The organism is Anabaena sp. UHCC 0399, assembly GCF_034931465.1.
Classification (GTDB): Bacteria; Cyanobacteriota; Cyanobacteriia; order Cyanobacteriales; family Nostocaceae; genus Trichormus; species Trichormus minutissimus.
Genome location: NZ_JAYGGZ010000086.1, coordinates 1 through 15886, shown reverse-complemented (window position 1 = coordinate 15886; position 15886 = coordinate 1). Strand labels below are relative to the sequence as shown.

The window sequence follows — 15886 nt, the reverse complement described above, 5'->3', positions numbered from 1 at the left end:
GAATCCCCAGCCAATTGTAAGCACCCATCTAACTTGGTGCATTCGTCTTTCTGAAATATTTGCCAGCATAAATTTAATAAATTTATATACAAATGAAACAACGTGTAATGTTTTTACCTAAATTTTGCTGTGGTGGGATTAATTATACAGCGATCGCTTCAATGACCACATCGGACAAAGATCCTAGTCAAAACTTGGATCTTTGTCCTATATAATTAATACTTATACTGTAGCCTGTATTATGCAAGTAGCAATTATCACCACTACTTTAAAACTAAGTCCTTTTCTGGGAGAGCGATTTTTTTTGGGGGAGATGGCACTGGCAATGCGGTAAGATGACCCAATGACCGATTCCGAGAAACTTGTCATCTATCAGCTTCATATTTTTATCTTGGACATCAGTCCCATGATTTGGCGTAGGATAAAAATCCGCAGTAACAGTACAATCGCCGATTTGCACTACATGATCCAGATAGTAATGGGGTGGACGGATTCCCACTTACATCGTTTCATAATCCACGGTAAGCATTACGGGATTGCTCAAATTGGGGGAATGTGGTTTTCTGACGACCCTAAAGTTGTCAAATTATCAGATTTTGGTTGGCGAAGTAGAGAGCGTTTTTTATACGAATATGACGAAAGGTGATAACTGGCAGCATCAAATTCGGGTCGAAGCAATTCTCACTCCAGAATCAAATTGCTTTTATCCAGTGTGCATTGATGGTAAACGCGCTTGCCCTCCAGAAGACTGCGGTGGCCCGTGGGAGTTCATGGCACAAAAGCAGGAATACTCGGTAAGACACATAGCTTCTCGCTTAAGCGAAATTGTGGAAGAAGGTGATATACCTGGCAATATTGAAGAAATATACGAACTCACGTTAACTATTAACTATCAAGTTGCTTTAGCATCCATAGAGATTGGGTTTGATAACCTAGCTGATTGTAGAGATTTAGGGCGGCTTGGTTGGATTTAAATACCTGTAATCCGATTTGGCGATCGCCTCTTTGAATTGCCCAATTCTCTATATAGCGCATCAAGGCTGTACCAACGCCCCGCCGTCGATGTTCTGGGACGACGTAAAGTAAAAAAATGTGAGGATGGCGTGTTCCGGTGACTTGATCTATGGCATTTCCCGCCCAGAGACAGGCGATGGGAGAGGGGCGAGACGAGAGGGATGATGTTGTCTTATCTTCCTTGTTTCCCTGCTCTCCTACATCCTTGCCTAGAAAATCTACCCACCACAAGGGGGTATCTTTGGAGAAGTATTGCTCAACGGTTCTAGCTAGATGGGCAAAATCTTGTTCTGGATATATGTCTTGGTAGGTGCGCTGCATGAATTTGACTAGCAGCGATCGCTCTAAGGTAGAACCACGACGAATATAATAGCCCGGTATTAACAATTCAAAATTCAAAATAGCCTACGGCAAGGCTTGCGCCTACAAAATTCAAAATTTTAGTCACCTATCACCTGTCACCTGTCACCTGTCACCTATCACCTGTCACCATTCCCACTTCTTCAATCGGTGCTGGTGCTGCCATGTCAGAGGGTAAAAATATCCGTGCGCTGACTGCTACTAGGGCAACGATGAATACTAACACGACTAGTAAGGGAGCAATGTATTGACGAAATATAGCCATATTTTTGGTTGCGATCGCTTGAGGTTTTAAAATCTAATTAAAGATTTATGAATTTTACTTGACTCAATTTTAGCTAGTTTTGGACATTGCGGAAAATTGAGGTTGAAATTTTAAACGCAGAGGGACGCAGAGAGTTATTAGCGGGTATCACGGTCTATGTCGTCTAGAACTCTCTCGCAATACCAATTGTCTGGCATTCCGGGGTAGTTTTGTTTGGCTTGCTCAATTAACCGTTCTGCGGCGGCGGCATCACCAGATAATTTAGAAATTAGTTTGTTTTTGAGATAGTTTTGGCTCTCAAATCCGGGTTCATTGATTGGCTCGTTAAGTGGCTCAGAAATTGGTTCTGGTAATGTTTGGGTTTGGGTTTGTCCTCGCTTTAATTGCCAGAACAATACGTAATAGAGTGTACCAAAAATTAAAATCAGGCTGATTGTTCCGAAAAATGTTAGGAGGCTAAATGTTAGATAACCTAAAACCAATTGTGAAAGAACGTAGCCAAGTAACAATCCGGTGAGTAAAAGAATAAATGTGCCGATAAGAATTACTATTTGGTTTCCCATAAATCCTCGTCTTCTGGCTCAATTCCTGGTCTGTTTACTGCCACTGGTTTTTGATTCCAAGGGGCAAAAAATGGTAATAAAAGCAATCCTGGGACTGCGGCTATAATACTAATCACGAAAAATAAAGGCCAACCCGTATTTTTTGCTAGGCTGCCGGCTGGTGCAACTAAAATATCACGGCTGACAGCCATAAAACTGGAGAGTAAAGCATACTGTGTAGCAGAAAATCTCTGGTTACACATACTCATTAAAAAGCCCACAAAGGCGGCTGTTCCTAAGCCAGCACAAAAGTTTTCGATGTTAATAGTTAACACTAGAACTTGGTAATTTTTACCGACTTGAGCAAGTAATAAGTAAGCTAAGTTACTGAGGGCTTGTAGTCCACCAAATAGCCACAGTGAGCGGTTGAGTCCAATTTTACTTAAAACTACTCCCCCTGTTAATGTGCCAACAATGGTAGCGATTAATCCCATACCACCCTGAATTGCACCAATATCTGTTTGAGTGAATCCAGTTTGTAGCAGGAAGGGGGTGGACATATTGTTCACAAAGGAGTCGCCTAATTTATAGAGGACGATGAACAATAAAGTCAACACTGCATAAACTACGCCTTGGCGTTGAAAAAATTCGCCAAAGGGTAAAATGACGGCGGCGGCTAAAGATTCTGGGGGTCGAGTTTCCTTTGGTTCTGGTGCAAATAAGGTGGCTACAATCCCAATTGCCATGCCACCAGCCATTAACAGGTAAACTGATGACCAGGGTATGCTATCGGCTAGTATTAATGCTAGAGAACCTGTGAGCAGCAAGGCGATGCGATAACCTAATACGAAAACGGCTGCACCAGCACCCAATTCTAATTCTTCTAAAACATCGGTACGGTAAGCGTCGGCGGCGATGTCTTGGGTAGCACTGAAAAATGCGATCGCCACTGCATTAATGGCTAAAAGTTGTAGTGCTTGTTTGGGTTGTTGGAAGCCCATGCAGGCGATCGCAATGAATAACCCAATTTGCAGGGTTATTAACCAGCCGCGCCTTCTACCTAAAAATGGGAGTTTAAACCAGTCTACCAACGGCGACCAGAGAAATTTTAAGGAATAGGGTAAGCCGACTAAGCTAAATAAACCAATCGCTGTTAAATCGACCTTTTCGACGGTCATCCAAGCTTGCAAGGTCTTACTAGTCAAGAACAATGGTAAACCAGATGAAAAACCGAGGAGTATCAAAGCCGCCATCTTCCGACTACCAAAAACTTGCAGCAGCGATCGCACTGGATTCATATTATCTGTTACTTATTTGTGAGTTGGAGTTATCTTGCCATAGTTGTTGTATGATTACACGCCATATATAAAAATTTGCCAAAAACCTTTATAGACAGACTTCTTGTCATGTTTAGATTTACTTTATAAATCTCATATCAAGCTTTACCCAATGTATTTTAAAATCTTTGTATATTTAATTTCATTAAATTAAGGTGCTGTAAATAATTCACTCTCCGCTTAAAAACTTCACCCATAGTCAGTTTCAAGGGCAGTAAAGCCAGATGAATCAGTTCCTTCAAGTTGGAAAAACGCTGTATAGTCGCTACAAAATCATACAAACCTTGGGCAGTGGAGGTTTTGGTGATACCTATCTAGCTATCGATTTAGGTTTACCAGGACAACCCAAATGTGTTGTCAAGCATCTTAAACCAAAAGACCTCAATCCTAGCGTTTTGCCGATTGCTACAAGTCTCTTTGAAAGAGAAGCACAAATACTCTATCAGCTTGGTAATGATAACGACCAAATTCCTAGGCTATTCGCCCACTTTGAGGAAAATGGTCAATTCTATCTAGTTCAGGAATTTATTGATGGGCATGATTTGACCGCAGAAATTATTTCAGGCCAGCCAAAGAGTGAGAATGTAGTCTACGAACTGTTGAAGGACATTTTAGAAATTTTGGTCTTTGTGCATAAACAAAATGTTATCCATCGGGATATTAAGCCACAGAATTTAATGCGACGGCGCAAAGATGGAAAGATTGTACTAATTGATTTTGGCGCAGTTAAAGAAGTAGGTGTTTTGGGAGTCAACGCTCAAGGGCAAACTAGTATTACAGTTGCGATCGGTTCTCCTGGCTATATGCCAAGTGAACAGGCAAAAGGTAAACCGAAACTATGCAGTGATATCTATGCAGTTGGCATGATAGGTATTCAAGCCCTGACAGGATTAATGCCTCAGCAACTACAAGAAGATCCCACAACGGGAGAAGTAAGTTGGCAGAATATTGTATCGGTCAGCGATAAGTTAGCTGATGTTCTGAATAAGATGGTGCGTGACAACTTTACCCAGCGTTACCAGTCTGCGGCAGAAGCATTACAAGCCCTGAGTAATACAATAGTATCGCCACCACGACAAAATTCACCAGCCAAGTCTAAACATCCTTCTGTTTTTTCTAGTCCTTATATTGCAGGAGCAAGCATTATCACATTAATTGGTGTAATTGGTTTTGGAGTAGCTTTCTTTGACAAACAACCCCAAAGTCGGGAAACATGGCGATATAGCCAATTTATTCAAGAAGTTCAAAAAGGCAGAGTAGAAAAAGTCAGTCTCAGTGCAGACCGTTCTACAGCCTTGGTAACACCTAAATACGAACCCAGTAAAAAACTTGTTACCTTAGTCAACGACCCAGACCTTATAAATACTCTTACTTCCAAAGGCGTTGATATATCTGTTTTACCTCAAACATCAATACTTCCTAGCTTCAACCGTCATATTTCAAGAGATTCTCTGACTTATGGGAACTTAATACAGAAAATTAATCAAGATCAAATCAAGAGAGTAGAGATAAACGAAGCTCAAAAGATAGCAAACGTATATTTAAAAGGGCAAAAGCCAGATACACCACCCATAAAGGTCAGATTATTAGACCAGAACCAGGAACTAATACAAAGACTTAGAGAAAATAATATTGACTTTGGGGGTGTGCAATAAGGATATTGATGCAATATCCTGAATATACTTTTACACAATTAAATCTTGTATGAATGCTTGACAAAACATTAAATGTATTATCAAAGCTGCTTTTTAAAAAGATTTTTATCTGCATTTAAAGCTCCTAATTATCAGAATATTTATTCTGAAGTCATGAAATATACTTCATGTTCCCTAATTTCTACTCCGTGTGCAGCTAGGCATTTCTTCCAACCTTCACGCGTACCAATTTCGCTTTTTTGCTGGAGCAATTCTAATTCCTGTTCTTGTTGGGTGAGTTTGGCAAACTTTTCATAAAGAGGATAGCTAGGTGTGACAAAGGTTTCCTTGCGGTGCAGTACGGGAGGATTTGCCCTGTCACTGTAGTCGCGGTGGGTGATATACAAAGTTTTTAAGTCAATTGTGATACTGGCTGTGAGGGCTGGATGGGGGTCTGTGTCGAATTCGGGGTAAAACAGATAGGATATTTGCGGTTTATCAATGTGATATTTAATCAGGGTAGCCCCATCTACACGTCCAATGGTGCGGCTGGCGCAACCTTCGTAAATACGTAGTAAGGGGTCTAGGGCTGCTAAAGCGGAAACATGGACGTAAAGCGCACCCCGTGTATGTTTACCAATTTTGCTTTTGTCGCAGGCGGTTTTAATTATTCCTGGTTTACCTAGACTAAATAATTTTTGGTCAGCGACTTCACACGCTTCCTCATAGCTACCAAAGAAAGCTTTGATGTCGTGGCGCATGGCTGGGGCTAATTGGGAAAATCTGGGACGTTGATCAAAGTGGGTAAGAGCGAGGTAGACTTGAATATCTAAAGAACGATGGTAAGCGATCGCATCCCATTCGGCTTCGTCGGTGGCTTGTAAAATCACATTGAAGGCGCGGCGAAAGTTACCAAATTCGCCCAGTAGTTCTTGTGCTGTTTCTAGTTCACCCTTGACGGGTAATCTACCGCGTTGGGTAAAAAACTCCATCAGGGGTTGGAGTTGTTCTTGGTAGTCTTCAAACCGCTTGATGGGGATGCGGACTCGCGGTGTAGAGGTGCGGGAAAAGAAGCGGATGGCTTTGAAGCTTTCTTTTTCGGCTTCGTCTCGGAAGACAAAGTAGACACCAAGGGCGACTGGAACTGCATCTACATTTAAGACTTCATCAATGTATTTTTTGAGTTCTTCTTGTTCGTAATATTTTTGGAAAGTATTCCGCCTGGTGACGATACCATCACTGTAAGCTAGTTGGGCTTTGCTGGGAGCATTAATTAATACTTGTGCGGCGACGATTAAAACCTTGCCGGTGAGTTCCCAAGCTTGGATGAGACTTTGGCGGCGTTCTTCAATATCTTCTATGACGTTGAGGATGTAACCCAAATTAACCACATCAGCAGAGGTGATTGGTTCATCGGGGTAGTAGTAAGGGTCCCAGCCTAAACTGGTGTAGCCGAGGTTAGCTACACGTTGCACATCCCCACCATAGCCGCAACCGTAATCGAAAAAACTGGTGTCTTGGTTGAGGATTGCCCATTCTATAGCCAATCGTACAGGACGAGAGATTTCATTGCGAGCGATCGCGGCTCTATGACGCTCGATTTCTACCGTTTCAGGCATAGTATCAGTTGTCAATGATCAGTTAACAGTTATCAGTTACTGTTACTTATTATCCTTTCCACCTTTTATTGCCAGTTCAATTAAATCTTCAATTTTCTTGATATTTGGGTCGCCGGCTAAGTAACCAATACCGCGATGCAAATGTAGACGGAATTGGATGGCTAGGGTTTCTTTATCCGTGGGATAGCCATCATTATGACAGCGTTGTTTGAGGGCGAGGAGAAGAATATCGGATATTTCGCCACCAAAGACGCGCCAAGTTAGTTCGACGTTACTATCTTGGGGAAGTGGAACGGGGGAAGGTGGGGTAGATTCTGCGAGGGAACGACAAAAAGCCCAACGACAAAGAATGTTCCATTGGTCGATTTTAGTGTTACGTTTGAGTTTTAGTAATTGCTCTTTTGCAGTTTGGGAGAGTTTAATTCTTTCGATTGGGGCTTCCATAATTTTTATAAATAGTGATAGAGAAATCATACTCCTGGGAAAACTAAGAGTATGACTTAAGTTTTCGGCAAGGAATATTAATTAATGCAAAGCCCTGAACTGCGACTTCTTTCACGCCCAGCAGGTAGTTCAAAAGCCTTAGTCTTTATAGATGGATATTTAAGTGAAGAAAAAGTCAGAAGCACTACTTTACTTGATGCTTTAGATAAAGTTGGTTGGAAACATTCTGTCTATCATTTGTGGTGGGATTCTGGAAGTGATGATATTTCTCGTCTTATAGTAGCTCCTATTCACTGGCATAAAACTAAGTTTCGTGCAGAGCGAGTTGGGCAAGATTATTTGCCTAGTTTAATTAACTATCAAATTCCTGAACAAAGTAACAAAGTATTTGTCTTCTTACTCATTCCTTGGGAGCGCGTGTAGCTTATTATTGCCTAGAGGCTTGGGTAGAAAATCAACATTTCCTAAAAGATGTCATTCTTCTAACTGGTGCTATCCGTAGGGATAGGAGTAAAGACTGGGGATATGTAGCCTCTAAAGTTAAAGGATATTTAATCAATGTGTATAACAATGACGATCCGAAATTGAAAAAGGAGTTTAAACTAGCTGAGGCAGGTAATAATGCTTGCGGAAGGAAACCAATTAAAGAGTATCATCCAAAAATTATCAATGAAGACGGAACATATTTAATTGGGAAAACTCATAATCTGACAATAGCCCTTAATTATTTACCAGAATTAGTCAGAAAGGGTTTATGGGAGATATGACATGATAATTATTGATAGAAGCAATTTCTAGCTGTATATCTAAATCCTCAGCCATTAGAACTAATTGTTTATTCATAAATTCAACATCATACAATTTATCTGATATTTGCTTCCTCCTTTGTACTTGTTTAGCAATACTTTGTAATAGCCATTCTAGTTCTTCTAATGAAAGATTACGTAAGTCACGCTCTATTTTTTGTAAATTTGGGGATATCATAATTGCTTATCTAATTTCCAAGGATTGTTAGATATATTGTAAATATTTAAGCCTAAACAAATAGGGATCGCTAACTAAACTATATCTACTACCAAAAATATTGATTCTCTATGACGCTGGTTTCCCGGTTGTGTGAGTCGTATTTGAGGAGGTATTCACGGGCGATCGCTTCATTGTTACGTAGTATTTCGACTTCTTTTTTACCGATTTCCGTATCAGTGGACAGCAAAATAACTTGATGACTGGCGGAGGGAAAGTATTTCTCTACTAGATTGTTGCGGTGGGAGGAATCAAGCCTACCGAGGGGTGTGTCAATGGCTACTGGTAGGCGCAAACCAGAGACTTTGGCTAGTCCCCAGAGAAATGCGATCGCTAGTAGTTGTTTTTCCCCTGCTGACAGGCGATGTTTGGGAACTGGTTTACCATTAAAATCATAAATAGACAAACTAAAAGTCTTGGTGTCAATGGCGATGCTACGCACTAAATCAGATTTGTGCAGGAGATAGAGAAAACAATTCTTCACTTCCTCCTCTAATTTATTCAGCTTTTTCAGGGTTAATTTTTCTCGAAACAGTTTCAATGTCTCTTGGACTTTCGCGGCTGCTGTGATGATATGTTGTCTATTTTTACCATCAAGATTTTTATCTGTATATTCTTTTAATTCTTTCTTTGTCCGTTCAATCACATCTGTTAATTCCGCAAATTTGCGGCGGGTTGTTTCACATTTAGCTTTAGCTTGAGAAACTTGATTTTGTGCATCTTCCACAGTCTCGCGTAACTTTTGATATGCTTCCGGTTCTGCGGCTGTCTGTACTTGTCTTTCTAAAGTAATAATTTCTTCTTCTACACCTTGCAACTTAGTTAAGTGTTGTTGAGCAGATTTTTTGGCATTCTGCAAATGATATCTCACATTATCTAGTTGGCTTAAACTTTCCTCGTCTGCTAATAACCAAGGTGCTTCTGATTGAGCGTAACCTGTATATAAACTCTCTGCATCTTCCTTGAGAAAAGATTGAATTTGATCAACTTGTTCTAAATTAATTGCTAATTGATTCAGCCAATTTAGTAAGCGTTGATCTCGCTCAATTAAGACATCTTTAGATAACTGTACCTGTTGATAGCAAAATTCTTGTGTTCCCTGTGCTTGAACTTGATTAAGTAAATTGGGAATTAATGCTAGGGGTAAAACATCAGCAGCTAATTCACCCATTGATTGTCTGATATCTTCTACTATTGATAATTTATCTTTTTGTTGTTGTTCTAATTGATTGCGTTCGGCGGCTATTTTACCGCCTTCAGAAATGAACTTATCTAAAGCTTCTCGCTGTTGAGTTTCTAGTTCTTCAGTTTGATTATTCAGCTTTGCTAATTCTGATTCTATTTCTTGATAATCTTCCTGATATTGTGTTAATCGTTTTTCAATTTCTTCTAAATTAGCTAAATCTTTAATTTCCGCGACTTCTTTACGTTTGCGGTTAACTAAAATTTCTAAATCAACTGCTAATCTATCCGCTAACTCTAACCCTAAGAGTCCACGAATAGCTTCGATAACTATTGGTGGTGGTGTTTCCTGTTCTGCAAGTTCTTTAACTTGTTCTCCATCAAAAAGAAATAAATTAGAAATACCTATTGGTAGAAGATTTTCTATATAGTCATCCCAGATATTTACTAGAGAATCAACAGGCCAGGTGTCATCATCACCTAAAATCCCTAGTGTGTCTTTACCGTCTTTTGGGTTTTTCTCCCAAGTTCTGACAATACGATATTTGACTGGTTTATCGTCTTCAATGTGTTCAAACAGTAATTCAATGCGGGTTTTTTCCGCAGGGGTTGCTTTATTGTTAACGCATTGAGTTAGAAAATCACTATAACTCAAGTTACCACGAGTAGAACATTGAGCGCGTTGTCCATACAGGGCTAGGCGGATAGAATCCATCAGGGTAGTTTTTCCACCGCCATTCATTCCACCTAATAAGATAATTGGACGGTGGTTTTCTTCACTTCTTGTATCAAGATTTATTACTTGTCTGCCAGAGTAAGGGCCAAAGTTTTGTAATACGAGTTCTAGAAATATCATTAATAGATGGATTTAATTTCGTATAGTTGAGATTTTTCCTCTGTGTTCTCTGTGTCTTTGTGGTGAAATTGATTTTTAACCACAGAGTCACAGAGACACGGAGAAATGATGGGGTGTAGTTATTTTTTGAATTTCATGTTTCCCCAAGTTAAAGGCTTATCAGTTTCATTTTTAGGTTCATCGACAGCATCACCCAAAGTCAACTGCTTGACTTTTTCTTTAACTGTGGCTATGTCGCCTTGACTAACAGCTTCTCTTAAGTCTCGTTTTAAATGAGCATTTCTAATGGCTTCTTCCGGGGAACGGGAACTAGTATCAAAACATTTCTCTAAGCTTTCGTAGATTCCTACGCGCTTGCTTTTCTTCCGAAATTGGCGTTCTGTATCTAAAAGTTTCGCCATCAGTTCCAAGTGCATACCATCATCTGCACAGATTTCTTCTAATACAGACCATTCATCACTACCTAGTAGTTTATGGTCAGCCCCAGGACGGGGATCTTTGAATTCTTCACCTGTTATTTCTTGATAGATACGAGGTAGACTATCATCAAATTCGTGTCTTTCTTCCAACCAAATACGGCGAATTTCACTTAGTTCCTCTAGAGAAATTAGTGTGATGTCGCGCATATTTTCTGGTGCTGTTTGACGGATTTGTTTTTCGACTGTAAGTAATTTTCTCAGCCAATCTTCCCGTGCTTCTTTGACATAAGGGCCAGGAATAGGCTCAATCGATATTTCATTCTCTAAGTTACGCTCATATAGTTGAACTACCCCACTTCTACGGCGAAAATCTCGGCGATCGCGGGTTTCTTCTGCATCCAATTCTTTACGGAAATCGAGTAGAGGTTGCATCCACTCTTTTTCTTCGTCATTCTGAATCATCGCCGCCAGGGATTTATCCTGACTGACTAAAGTACACACCCAACAACCAAAACGAGAGCTTCCACAGCTAGGTGTAGTTGTATCCACAACTAAAGGACATTCATTATCAGCAGAAGCACCTCGATACATAGAAAATAGGTCTTTATTGCTGTATCCCCAAGGATTTTCCCACTGCATTAAATAAATCCAAACCTCATCATTTTGCCAGTCTTCGATAGGGCTATAAACTAAAGAATTGGGCAAATTCATGTTAGGACTGAGGTGATCGCGTACCCGTTTGGCTTCTAATTTTTTCATTCTGCTAGCACGTCTTGTGCTTTCAGCTTTGCGAGTACCCAGCACAACAATAGCTTCTCCACTGGCTCGGATCACATCACGAATAAAGCGATTTGACGGATTAATTTTGAGGCGTTCTGTACACCAACGAAATTTTCCTCTTGGTGCTGGATAACCTTTACCAATAAAACCAACCCAAAATGTTTCTTTAAAATCTGGCTGTAATAGATGAGGTTCAAATGGTAATTCTCGTGCTTGGGACTCAGATTTCATCTGTTTGAGAGAATTACGTACCCAAGCAGCAACAATAGGATTTTCTACCAGGGTATCTGTAGTGATCACATATATTGTCTTAGTTCGTTTTTCTGGAGGGAGTTCGGCGATCGCATTCCAGACTAACTGTAAAGTAGCAGTGCTGTCTTTTCCACCCGAATAACCTACAACCCAAGGTATTGCATCCAAACAATACAATTCTTGAATTTCCGTCGTGAGAGCTTGGATATCTTCCACGAACTCTGATACAGTACGTGTTTGCTGACCTTTAGTTTCTGGTTTTTGTGCTGTACTCATTTCTCCCTCCTTCGGAAAACAAGATTTTCACCTCATCTATTACATCCAAACAAATGCAATTCCTGACTAAACAGGCAAGACTAGCCCACACAGATTTTATTCCGTGTAGGCTAAATTTGTTTGTTTAGCTAAAGTCCTCTACTTTGAGGAGCAAAACTTGATGAGCCTGCTTGAAGCAGTAAATATTTGATTAACCTTATATATATTTACTGCTATTTTTAAAAATTTTACAATTATTATGTAATTTTTTTAGAAAAATTTTATTTTATAGTTTAGAGTTTTCAAAAAACAACATGAAAGACAGTGCATCTGATCCAACTTCTGACATCGCTAGAGAGTATCTGGAACGAGAAAACAAGGAAAAGCAAGTATTATCTTTACTTTTAGGCAGCTTTTTAGATAAAAAAGACCACATTTTAGTTCAAAAGACTCAAATGGGCGGAACTGAGGCTTATGTGGGTTCTGTAACTCTAGAATGGTTTGGGGGTCGGGTTCACTTCGCCTCTGGTTTACCCCTACTGCAAAAAAAGTACAATCCAGATACAGATAATATTGAAATTGACGCAGATAGTATCGATGAGATTCAACAACGTCCCCTTGACTGGTCGCGTCAAGCACCGTTAGTTCAGTATTTAGCGGCTAGAAAAAATCATAAATTTCCGCCGGTGCTGGTGGTAATTAGTCAGCCTTGGGTGGATGACCCCAAAGCTTCTGAGTGGGACAGTGAAGGACGTGCGAAAAAATCCACAACTGATTTCACCCCTCTAGATAAAGATGGTAAGGTCGGTTTACTGAGTGTTTCTGAAGAGAACGTCACAATTTATGCACTAGATGGTCAACATCGGCTAATGGGGGTGCAAGGGTTAATAGAGTTAATCAAAACCGGCAAACTCCAGCGATATAAAAAAGATAAAGCGGCTGATGATAGTTTTATCACGGTGTCAGATTTAACAGAGCAGTATCAAGTAGACCCTACTTATTTACAAAGCTTACCCAAGGAAAAAATTGGGATTGAATTTATTTGTGCGGTGAATGCTGGGGAAACTCGCACTGAAGCAAGACGGAGGGTGCGTTCGGTTTTTGTTCATGTTAACTTGATGGCTGCACCGTTAACTAAAGGTCAGTTAGCACAGCTAAATGAAGATGATGGTTTTGCAATTGTGGCGCGAAAAATTGCTGTTACTCATCCGCTTTTAGAACAGAAACCAAATCGTAACCCTCGCGTTAATTGGAACAGTGCAACAGTAGCGGCGAATGCGACGGTGTTAACGACGCTGCAAGCATTACAAGATATGTCGGAGAGATACTTAGGTCAAAAGTTCCCCCACTGGAAACCATTCGAGAAGGGTTTAATTCCCATGCGTCCAGAAGACGAGGAAATTGAACAGGGAATTGAGGAATTCAGAAAACTTTTTGATAATTTGGCTAGCCTACCTAGTTTGAAAATTTTAGAACATGAAGATACGCCTGTTTTAAGAAGGTTTAGTTTTGAAAAGGGTGGTGGTGAAGCGAATATACTTTTCCGTCCTGTAGCGCAAGTTGCTATAGCGCAAGCTTTAGGATTATTAGTATTTAAAAAGCGTTCTTCCTTAGCTAGCATTTTTAAGAAGTTGCGGAAGTTTGACCAGCAAGGTGGCTTTTCTGGTATGGAGTATCCCCAGTCACTCTGGTATGGGGTTTTATATGACCCAAATAAAAAACGAGTACAGGTGGCTGGAAAAGATTTAGCTGCTAAGTTATTGATTTATATTCTGGGTGGACTTCAAGATCCAATGGAAGTAGCGGAACTTCGCAAGGCTTTTGCTAATGCGAGAACTGTAGAAGATAAAACGATAGGTTTTGATGGTGAGTTTGTAGAACCAAAAGAAGTAGGACTTCCTTCACTCATATAACTTCCAGGTTCAATAAGGTATTTTCAGTACGGTTTTTACTGATTTCAAAGTGCTTAAACCCAGCATAACATATTGTATACTTAATTCAAAGTATACAGTTATTTCTATGAATAACATAAATCACGATAGTGCTAATACCATTTCACCAGAAATTCAAGCCGAGTTTAGTACCTTTATTGAACCTTTTTTCTTCAAATATCATCGTGAGCGATGCTATACAGGGCTAGTTTTTAGACATGGTAAGCGTACTATGCTGCAAATCTACCTGCCAGCGATTTTTCTGGACTTCTTCAAGCCAAACCATCTACAGGGAATGATCCTGATTCTGGAAAAAATCGTCCAGAGGTAAAAGGCCATGTGGAGGAAATTAAACAATATATTGTTGAACGCGCTCGAAAGGGAAAACCTTGGATTGTAGGAACTCTGACGGCAAATGTAGACCCAAAAGATATAACAGTTCTTGAATTAGGTAGAGGAATTTGCTTAGTTGTTATTCGTCGAGGAGTAAAATTAGATATCACGGATGGACAACATCGTAAACGCGCTATTCATGAATTGATAGAAAGTGCTGACAGCAATGTAATTGGTGATGATGATTTTCCAATTACACTTGTGTTAGAAGGTGACTTTCGCCAATGTCAGACAGATTTTAGAGACATGGCACAAACTAGACAATTAGATAAATCACTATTGTTATCATTTGGTGAATTTTCTGGTAGAGTTGGCATTACGAAAGAATTAATACAAAGAGTGCCAATATTTCAAGATAAGACAGAAAAAATTAAATCTTCTCCTGCTACTAAACAAAAGCTAATTTATACGACTAACTTTATCGCCAGATTTGTCAGTTGTTTTTTTACTAACGATCCCAATCATCAACTGCGAGATTATGATGTTTACGAAGCCTCTGATGCTTTAGTCATTTGTCTGAATAAATTCTTCTCGCAATGCAGTAATACAGAGTATATTTTTGATACAAGTGCAGAAGAATTAACGGTAGATGAAATAGCTGCTTTTAAAGAAGACTGTTTATTGGGTGTCAGTGTTGGACTGGAAATTTTAGGACGTTTATTGAACTATACATATACTCAATCAGAAAACTATTTCAATGAAGAGCAAATACTGCAACTTTCTCAAATAGATTGGTCAAGAGAAAACTCACTTTGGAGAGATAATGTAGTTAGAATAGACCCCAAACCGAAAAATACAGATAAACCATACAAACTTTCTACTGCTGCAAATGCTGTAACTGATGCAGTCAAGGTAGTCAAAGTTAGGTTGGGATGGATTTAATCAGTTAATTATTAACATGAACTCAATTAAGAGAAATTAAGAAAGGAATTTACTCAGATCAAATTCCTCTTCTTTATCATCTTTGTGATTGCGTTCATAACTGAGAAATAATAAAATTCGCTCTGAATAATCTACTGCTCCACGCAACTCATTTTGAAGTATCTCTAGCCCACCATTTGCATATTCTTCAAAAATACTGTTGCGTTGAGTTTCATATTCTTCTTCATAAAGAGATAAAACATTAATGTCCTGAGTTTCAGTCATTCCCAGTAATTTAATTACCACATCATTTCCTACTGAAGCGAAATATTCTAACCTGATTGGTGATGGTTCTCGTTTAGAAATTTCCCCTAGAGGAACGCGCTTTTTATGCTTTGCACCCAACGCAGCAGCAAAGACAATTACATCAGCAAAAGTTTGAAAAGTCCCTGTACTAGAATCTGAAGATGTTAACGCTTTAACTAAATCGGCTTTATCTTTAGCAACCCTGATTCTACCTGTTTCCGCCATGATATTGATAATCGCTTTGTAGCTATATTAACCGAAAAGTATAAGCGATGCCTAAGTTAGAATACGCCTAGTTTTATCATTTTATACTAAGTAAGAGAGCGATCGCCTGTGTAGAGATATTCCAGGGTACTCATTATCTCTATTTTATACTAAGTAAGAGAGCGATCGCCTACTTAACCCTAAAAAAA

General features: G+C 39.6%; 16 protein-coding genes and 1 pseudogene. 8 read left to right on the top strand and 9 right to left on the bottom strand.

Annotated features, from left to right (window positions below):
• The first annotated feature begins 343 nt into the window (after window positions 1-343).
• Both VB693_RS27860 and VB693_RS27855 read left to right on the top strand, forming a co-directional pair.
• Window positions 344-646 (top strand): plasmid pRiA4b ORF-3 family protein, encoded by a 303-nt coding sequence (locus tag VB693_RS27860; protein WP_323269086.1) that lies wholly within the window; start codon window positions 344-346, stop codon window positions 644-646.
• Window positions 633-974, top strand: coding sequence for an IS1096 element passenger TnpR family protein (locus tag VB693_RS27855; protein ID WP_323269085.1), 342 nt, complete (start codon window positions 633-635; stop codon window positions 972-974). Before VB693_RS27860 ends, VB693_RS27855 begins: the two co-directional genes overlap by 14 nt.
• Here the strand turns inward: VB693_RS27855 and VB693_RS27850 are convergent.
• From VB693_RS27850 to VB693_RS27835, 4 genes are all read right to left on the bottom strand, one after another.
• The gene (locus VB693_RS27850; protein WP_323269084.1) at window positions 886-1413 is read right to left on the bottom strand and encodes a GNAT family N-acetyltransferase; all 528 of its coding nucleotides are present in this window, start codon (window positions 1411-1413) and stop codon (window positions 886-888) included. The two genes, VB693_RS27855 and VB693_RS27850, sit on opposite strands and share 89 nt — an antisense overlap.
• Window positions 1414-1486: 73 nt before the next feature.
• On the bottom strand, window positions 1487-1639 hold the full coding sequence (locus tag VB693_RS27845) for a hypothetical protein (protein WP_323269083.1): 153 nt from the start codon (window positions 1637-1639) through the stop codon (window positions 1487-1489).
• A gap of 137 nt (window positions 1640-1776) precedes the next feature.
• Entirely contained in the window at window positions 1777-2202 is a 426-nt protein-coding gene (locus VB693_RS27840; RefSeq protein ID WP_190702583.1) for an ABC transporter permease, read from the bottom strand.
• Window positions 2187-3479 (bottom strand): AmpG family muropeptide MFS transporter, encoded by a 1293-nt coding sequence (locus VB693_RS27835; protein ID WP_323269082.1) that lies wholly within the window; start codon window positions 3477-3479, stop codon window positions 2187-2189. Before VB693_RS27835 ends, VB693_RS27840 begins: the two co-directional genes overlap by 16 nt.
• A gap of 263 nt (window positions 3480-3742) precedes the next feature.
• Between VB693_RS27835 and VB693_RS29155 the strand changes: the two genes are divergently transcribed.
• Window positions 3743-5173 (top strand): ATP-dependent metallopeptidase FtsH/Yme1/Tma family protein, encoded by a 1431-nt coding sequence (locus VB693_RS29155; protein WP_416233433.1) that lies wholly within the window; start codon window positions 3743-3745, stop codon window positions 5171-5173.
• Window positions 5174-5313: 140 nt separating this feature from the next.
• On the opposite strand, the gene VB693_RS27820 is transcribed toward VB693_RS29155, so the two are convergent.
• Window positions 5314-6771: a DNA phosphorothioation-associated putative methyltransferase gene (locus tag VB693_RS27820; protein WP_323269081.1), complete on the bottom strand. Its 1458-nt coding sequence runs from the start codon at window positions 6769-6771 to the stop codon at window positions 5314-5316.
• A gap of 42 nt (window positions 6772-6813) precedes the next feature.
• Window positions 6814-7215: a DNA sulfur modification protein DndE gene (gene dndE / locus VB693_RS27815; protein WP_323269080.1), complete on the bottom strand. Its 402-nt coding sequence runs from the start codon at window positions 7213-7215 to the stop codon at window positions 6814-6816.
• A gap of 84 nt (window positions 7216-7299) precedes the next feature.
• On the opposite strand from dndE, the gene VB693_RS27810 reads away from it, so the two are divergent.
• Both VB693_RS27810 and VB693_RS27805 read left to right on the top strand, forming a co-directional pair.
• Window positions 7300-7638: a hypothetical protein gene (locus VB693_RS27810; RefSeq protein ID WP_323269079.1), complete on the top strand. Its 339-nt coding sequence runs from the start codon at window positions 7300-7302 to the stop codon at window positions 7636-7638.
• Window positions 7623-7982, top strand: a complete 360-nt coding sequence (locus VB693_RS27805) for a DUF726 domain-containing protein (RefSeq protein WP_323269078.1) — start codon at window positions 7623-7625, stop codon at window positions 7980-7982. The genes VB693_RS27810 and VB693_RS27805 overlap by 16 nt, the downstream gene beginning before the upstream one ends.
• Window positions 7983-8287: 305 nt before the next feature.
• On the opposite strand, the gene dndD is transcribed toward VB693_RS27805, so the two are convergent.
• Window positions 8288-10276 (bottom strand): DNA sulfur modification protein DndD, encoded by a 1989-nt coding sequence (dndD, locus tag VB693_RS27800; protein ID WP_323269077.1) that lies wholly within the window; start codon window positions 10274-10276, stop codon window positions 8288-8290.
• A 119-nt stretch (window positions 10277-10395) separates the two neighbouring features.
• Window positions 10396-12003 (bottom strand): DNA phosphorothioation system sulfurtransferase DndC, encoded by a 1608-nt coding sequence (gene dndC / locus VB693_RS27795; protein WP_323269076.1) that lies wholly within the window; start codon window positions 12001-12003, stop codon window positions 10396-10398.
• A gap of 293 nt (window positions 12004-12296) precedes the next feature.
• Here dndC and VB693_RS27790 point away from each other — a divergent pair, with 293 nt between their 5' ends.
• The 3 genes and pseudogenes from VB693_RS27790 to VB693_RS27780 form a co-directional block, all read left to right on the top strand.
• Window positions 12297-13895 (top strand): DGQHR domain-containing protein, encoded by a 1599-nt coding sequence (locus tag VB693_RS27790; protein ID WP_323269075.1) that lies wholly within the window; start codon window positions 12297-12299, stop codon window positions 13893-13895.
• Window positions 13896-14001: 106 nt separating this feature from the next.
• Complete coding sequence (locus tag VB693_RS27785; RefSeq protein ID WP_323269074.1) at window positions 14002-14244, top strand: hypothetical protein; 243 nt, start codon at window positions 14002-14004, stop codon at window positions 14242-14244.
• A pseudogene (locus VB693_RS27780) lies at window positions 14202-15188 on the top strand (DNA sulfur modification protein DndB); the annotation flags it as partial. The gene VB693_RS27785 and the pseudogene VB693_RS27780, both read left to right, overlap by 43 nt.
• A gap of 36 nt (window positions 15189-15224) precedes the next feature.
• Here the strand turns inward: VB693_RS27780 and VB693_RS27775 are convergent.
• Window positions 15225-15698 carry a DNA phosphorothioation-associated protein 4 gene (locus VB693_RS27775; protein WP_323269073.1) on the bottom strand — a complete coding sequence of 158 codons (474 nt, stop codon included), beginning with the start codon at window positions 15696-15698 and terminating at the stop codon, window positions 15225-15227.
• Window positions 15699-15886: the final 188 nt, after the last annotated feature.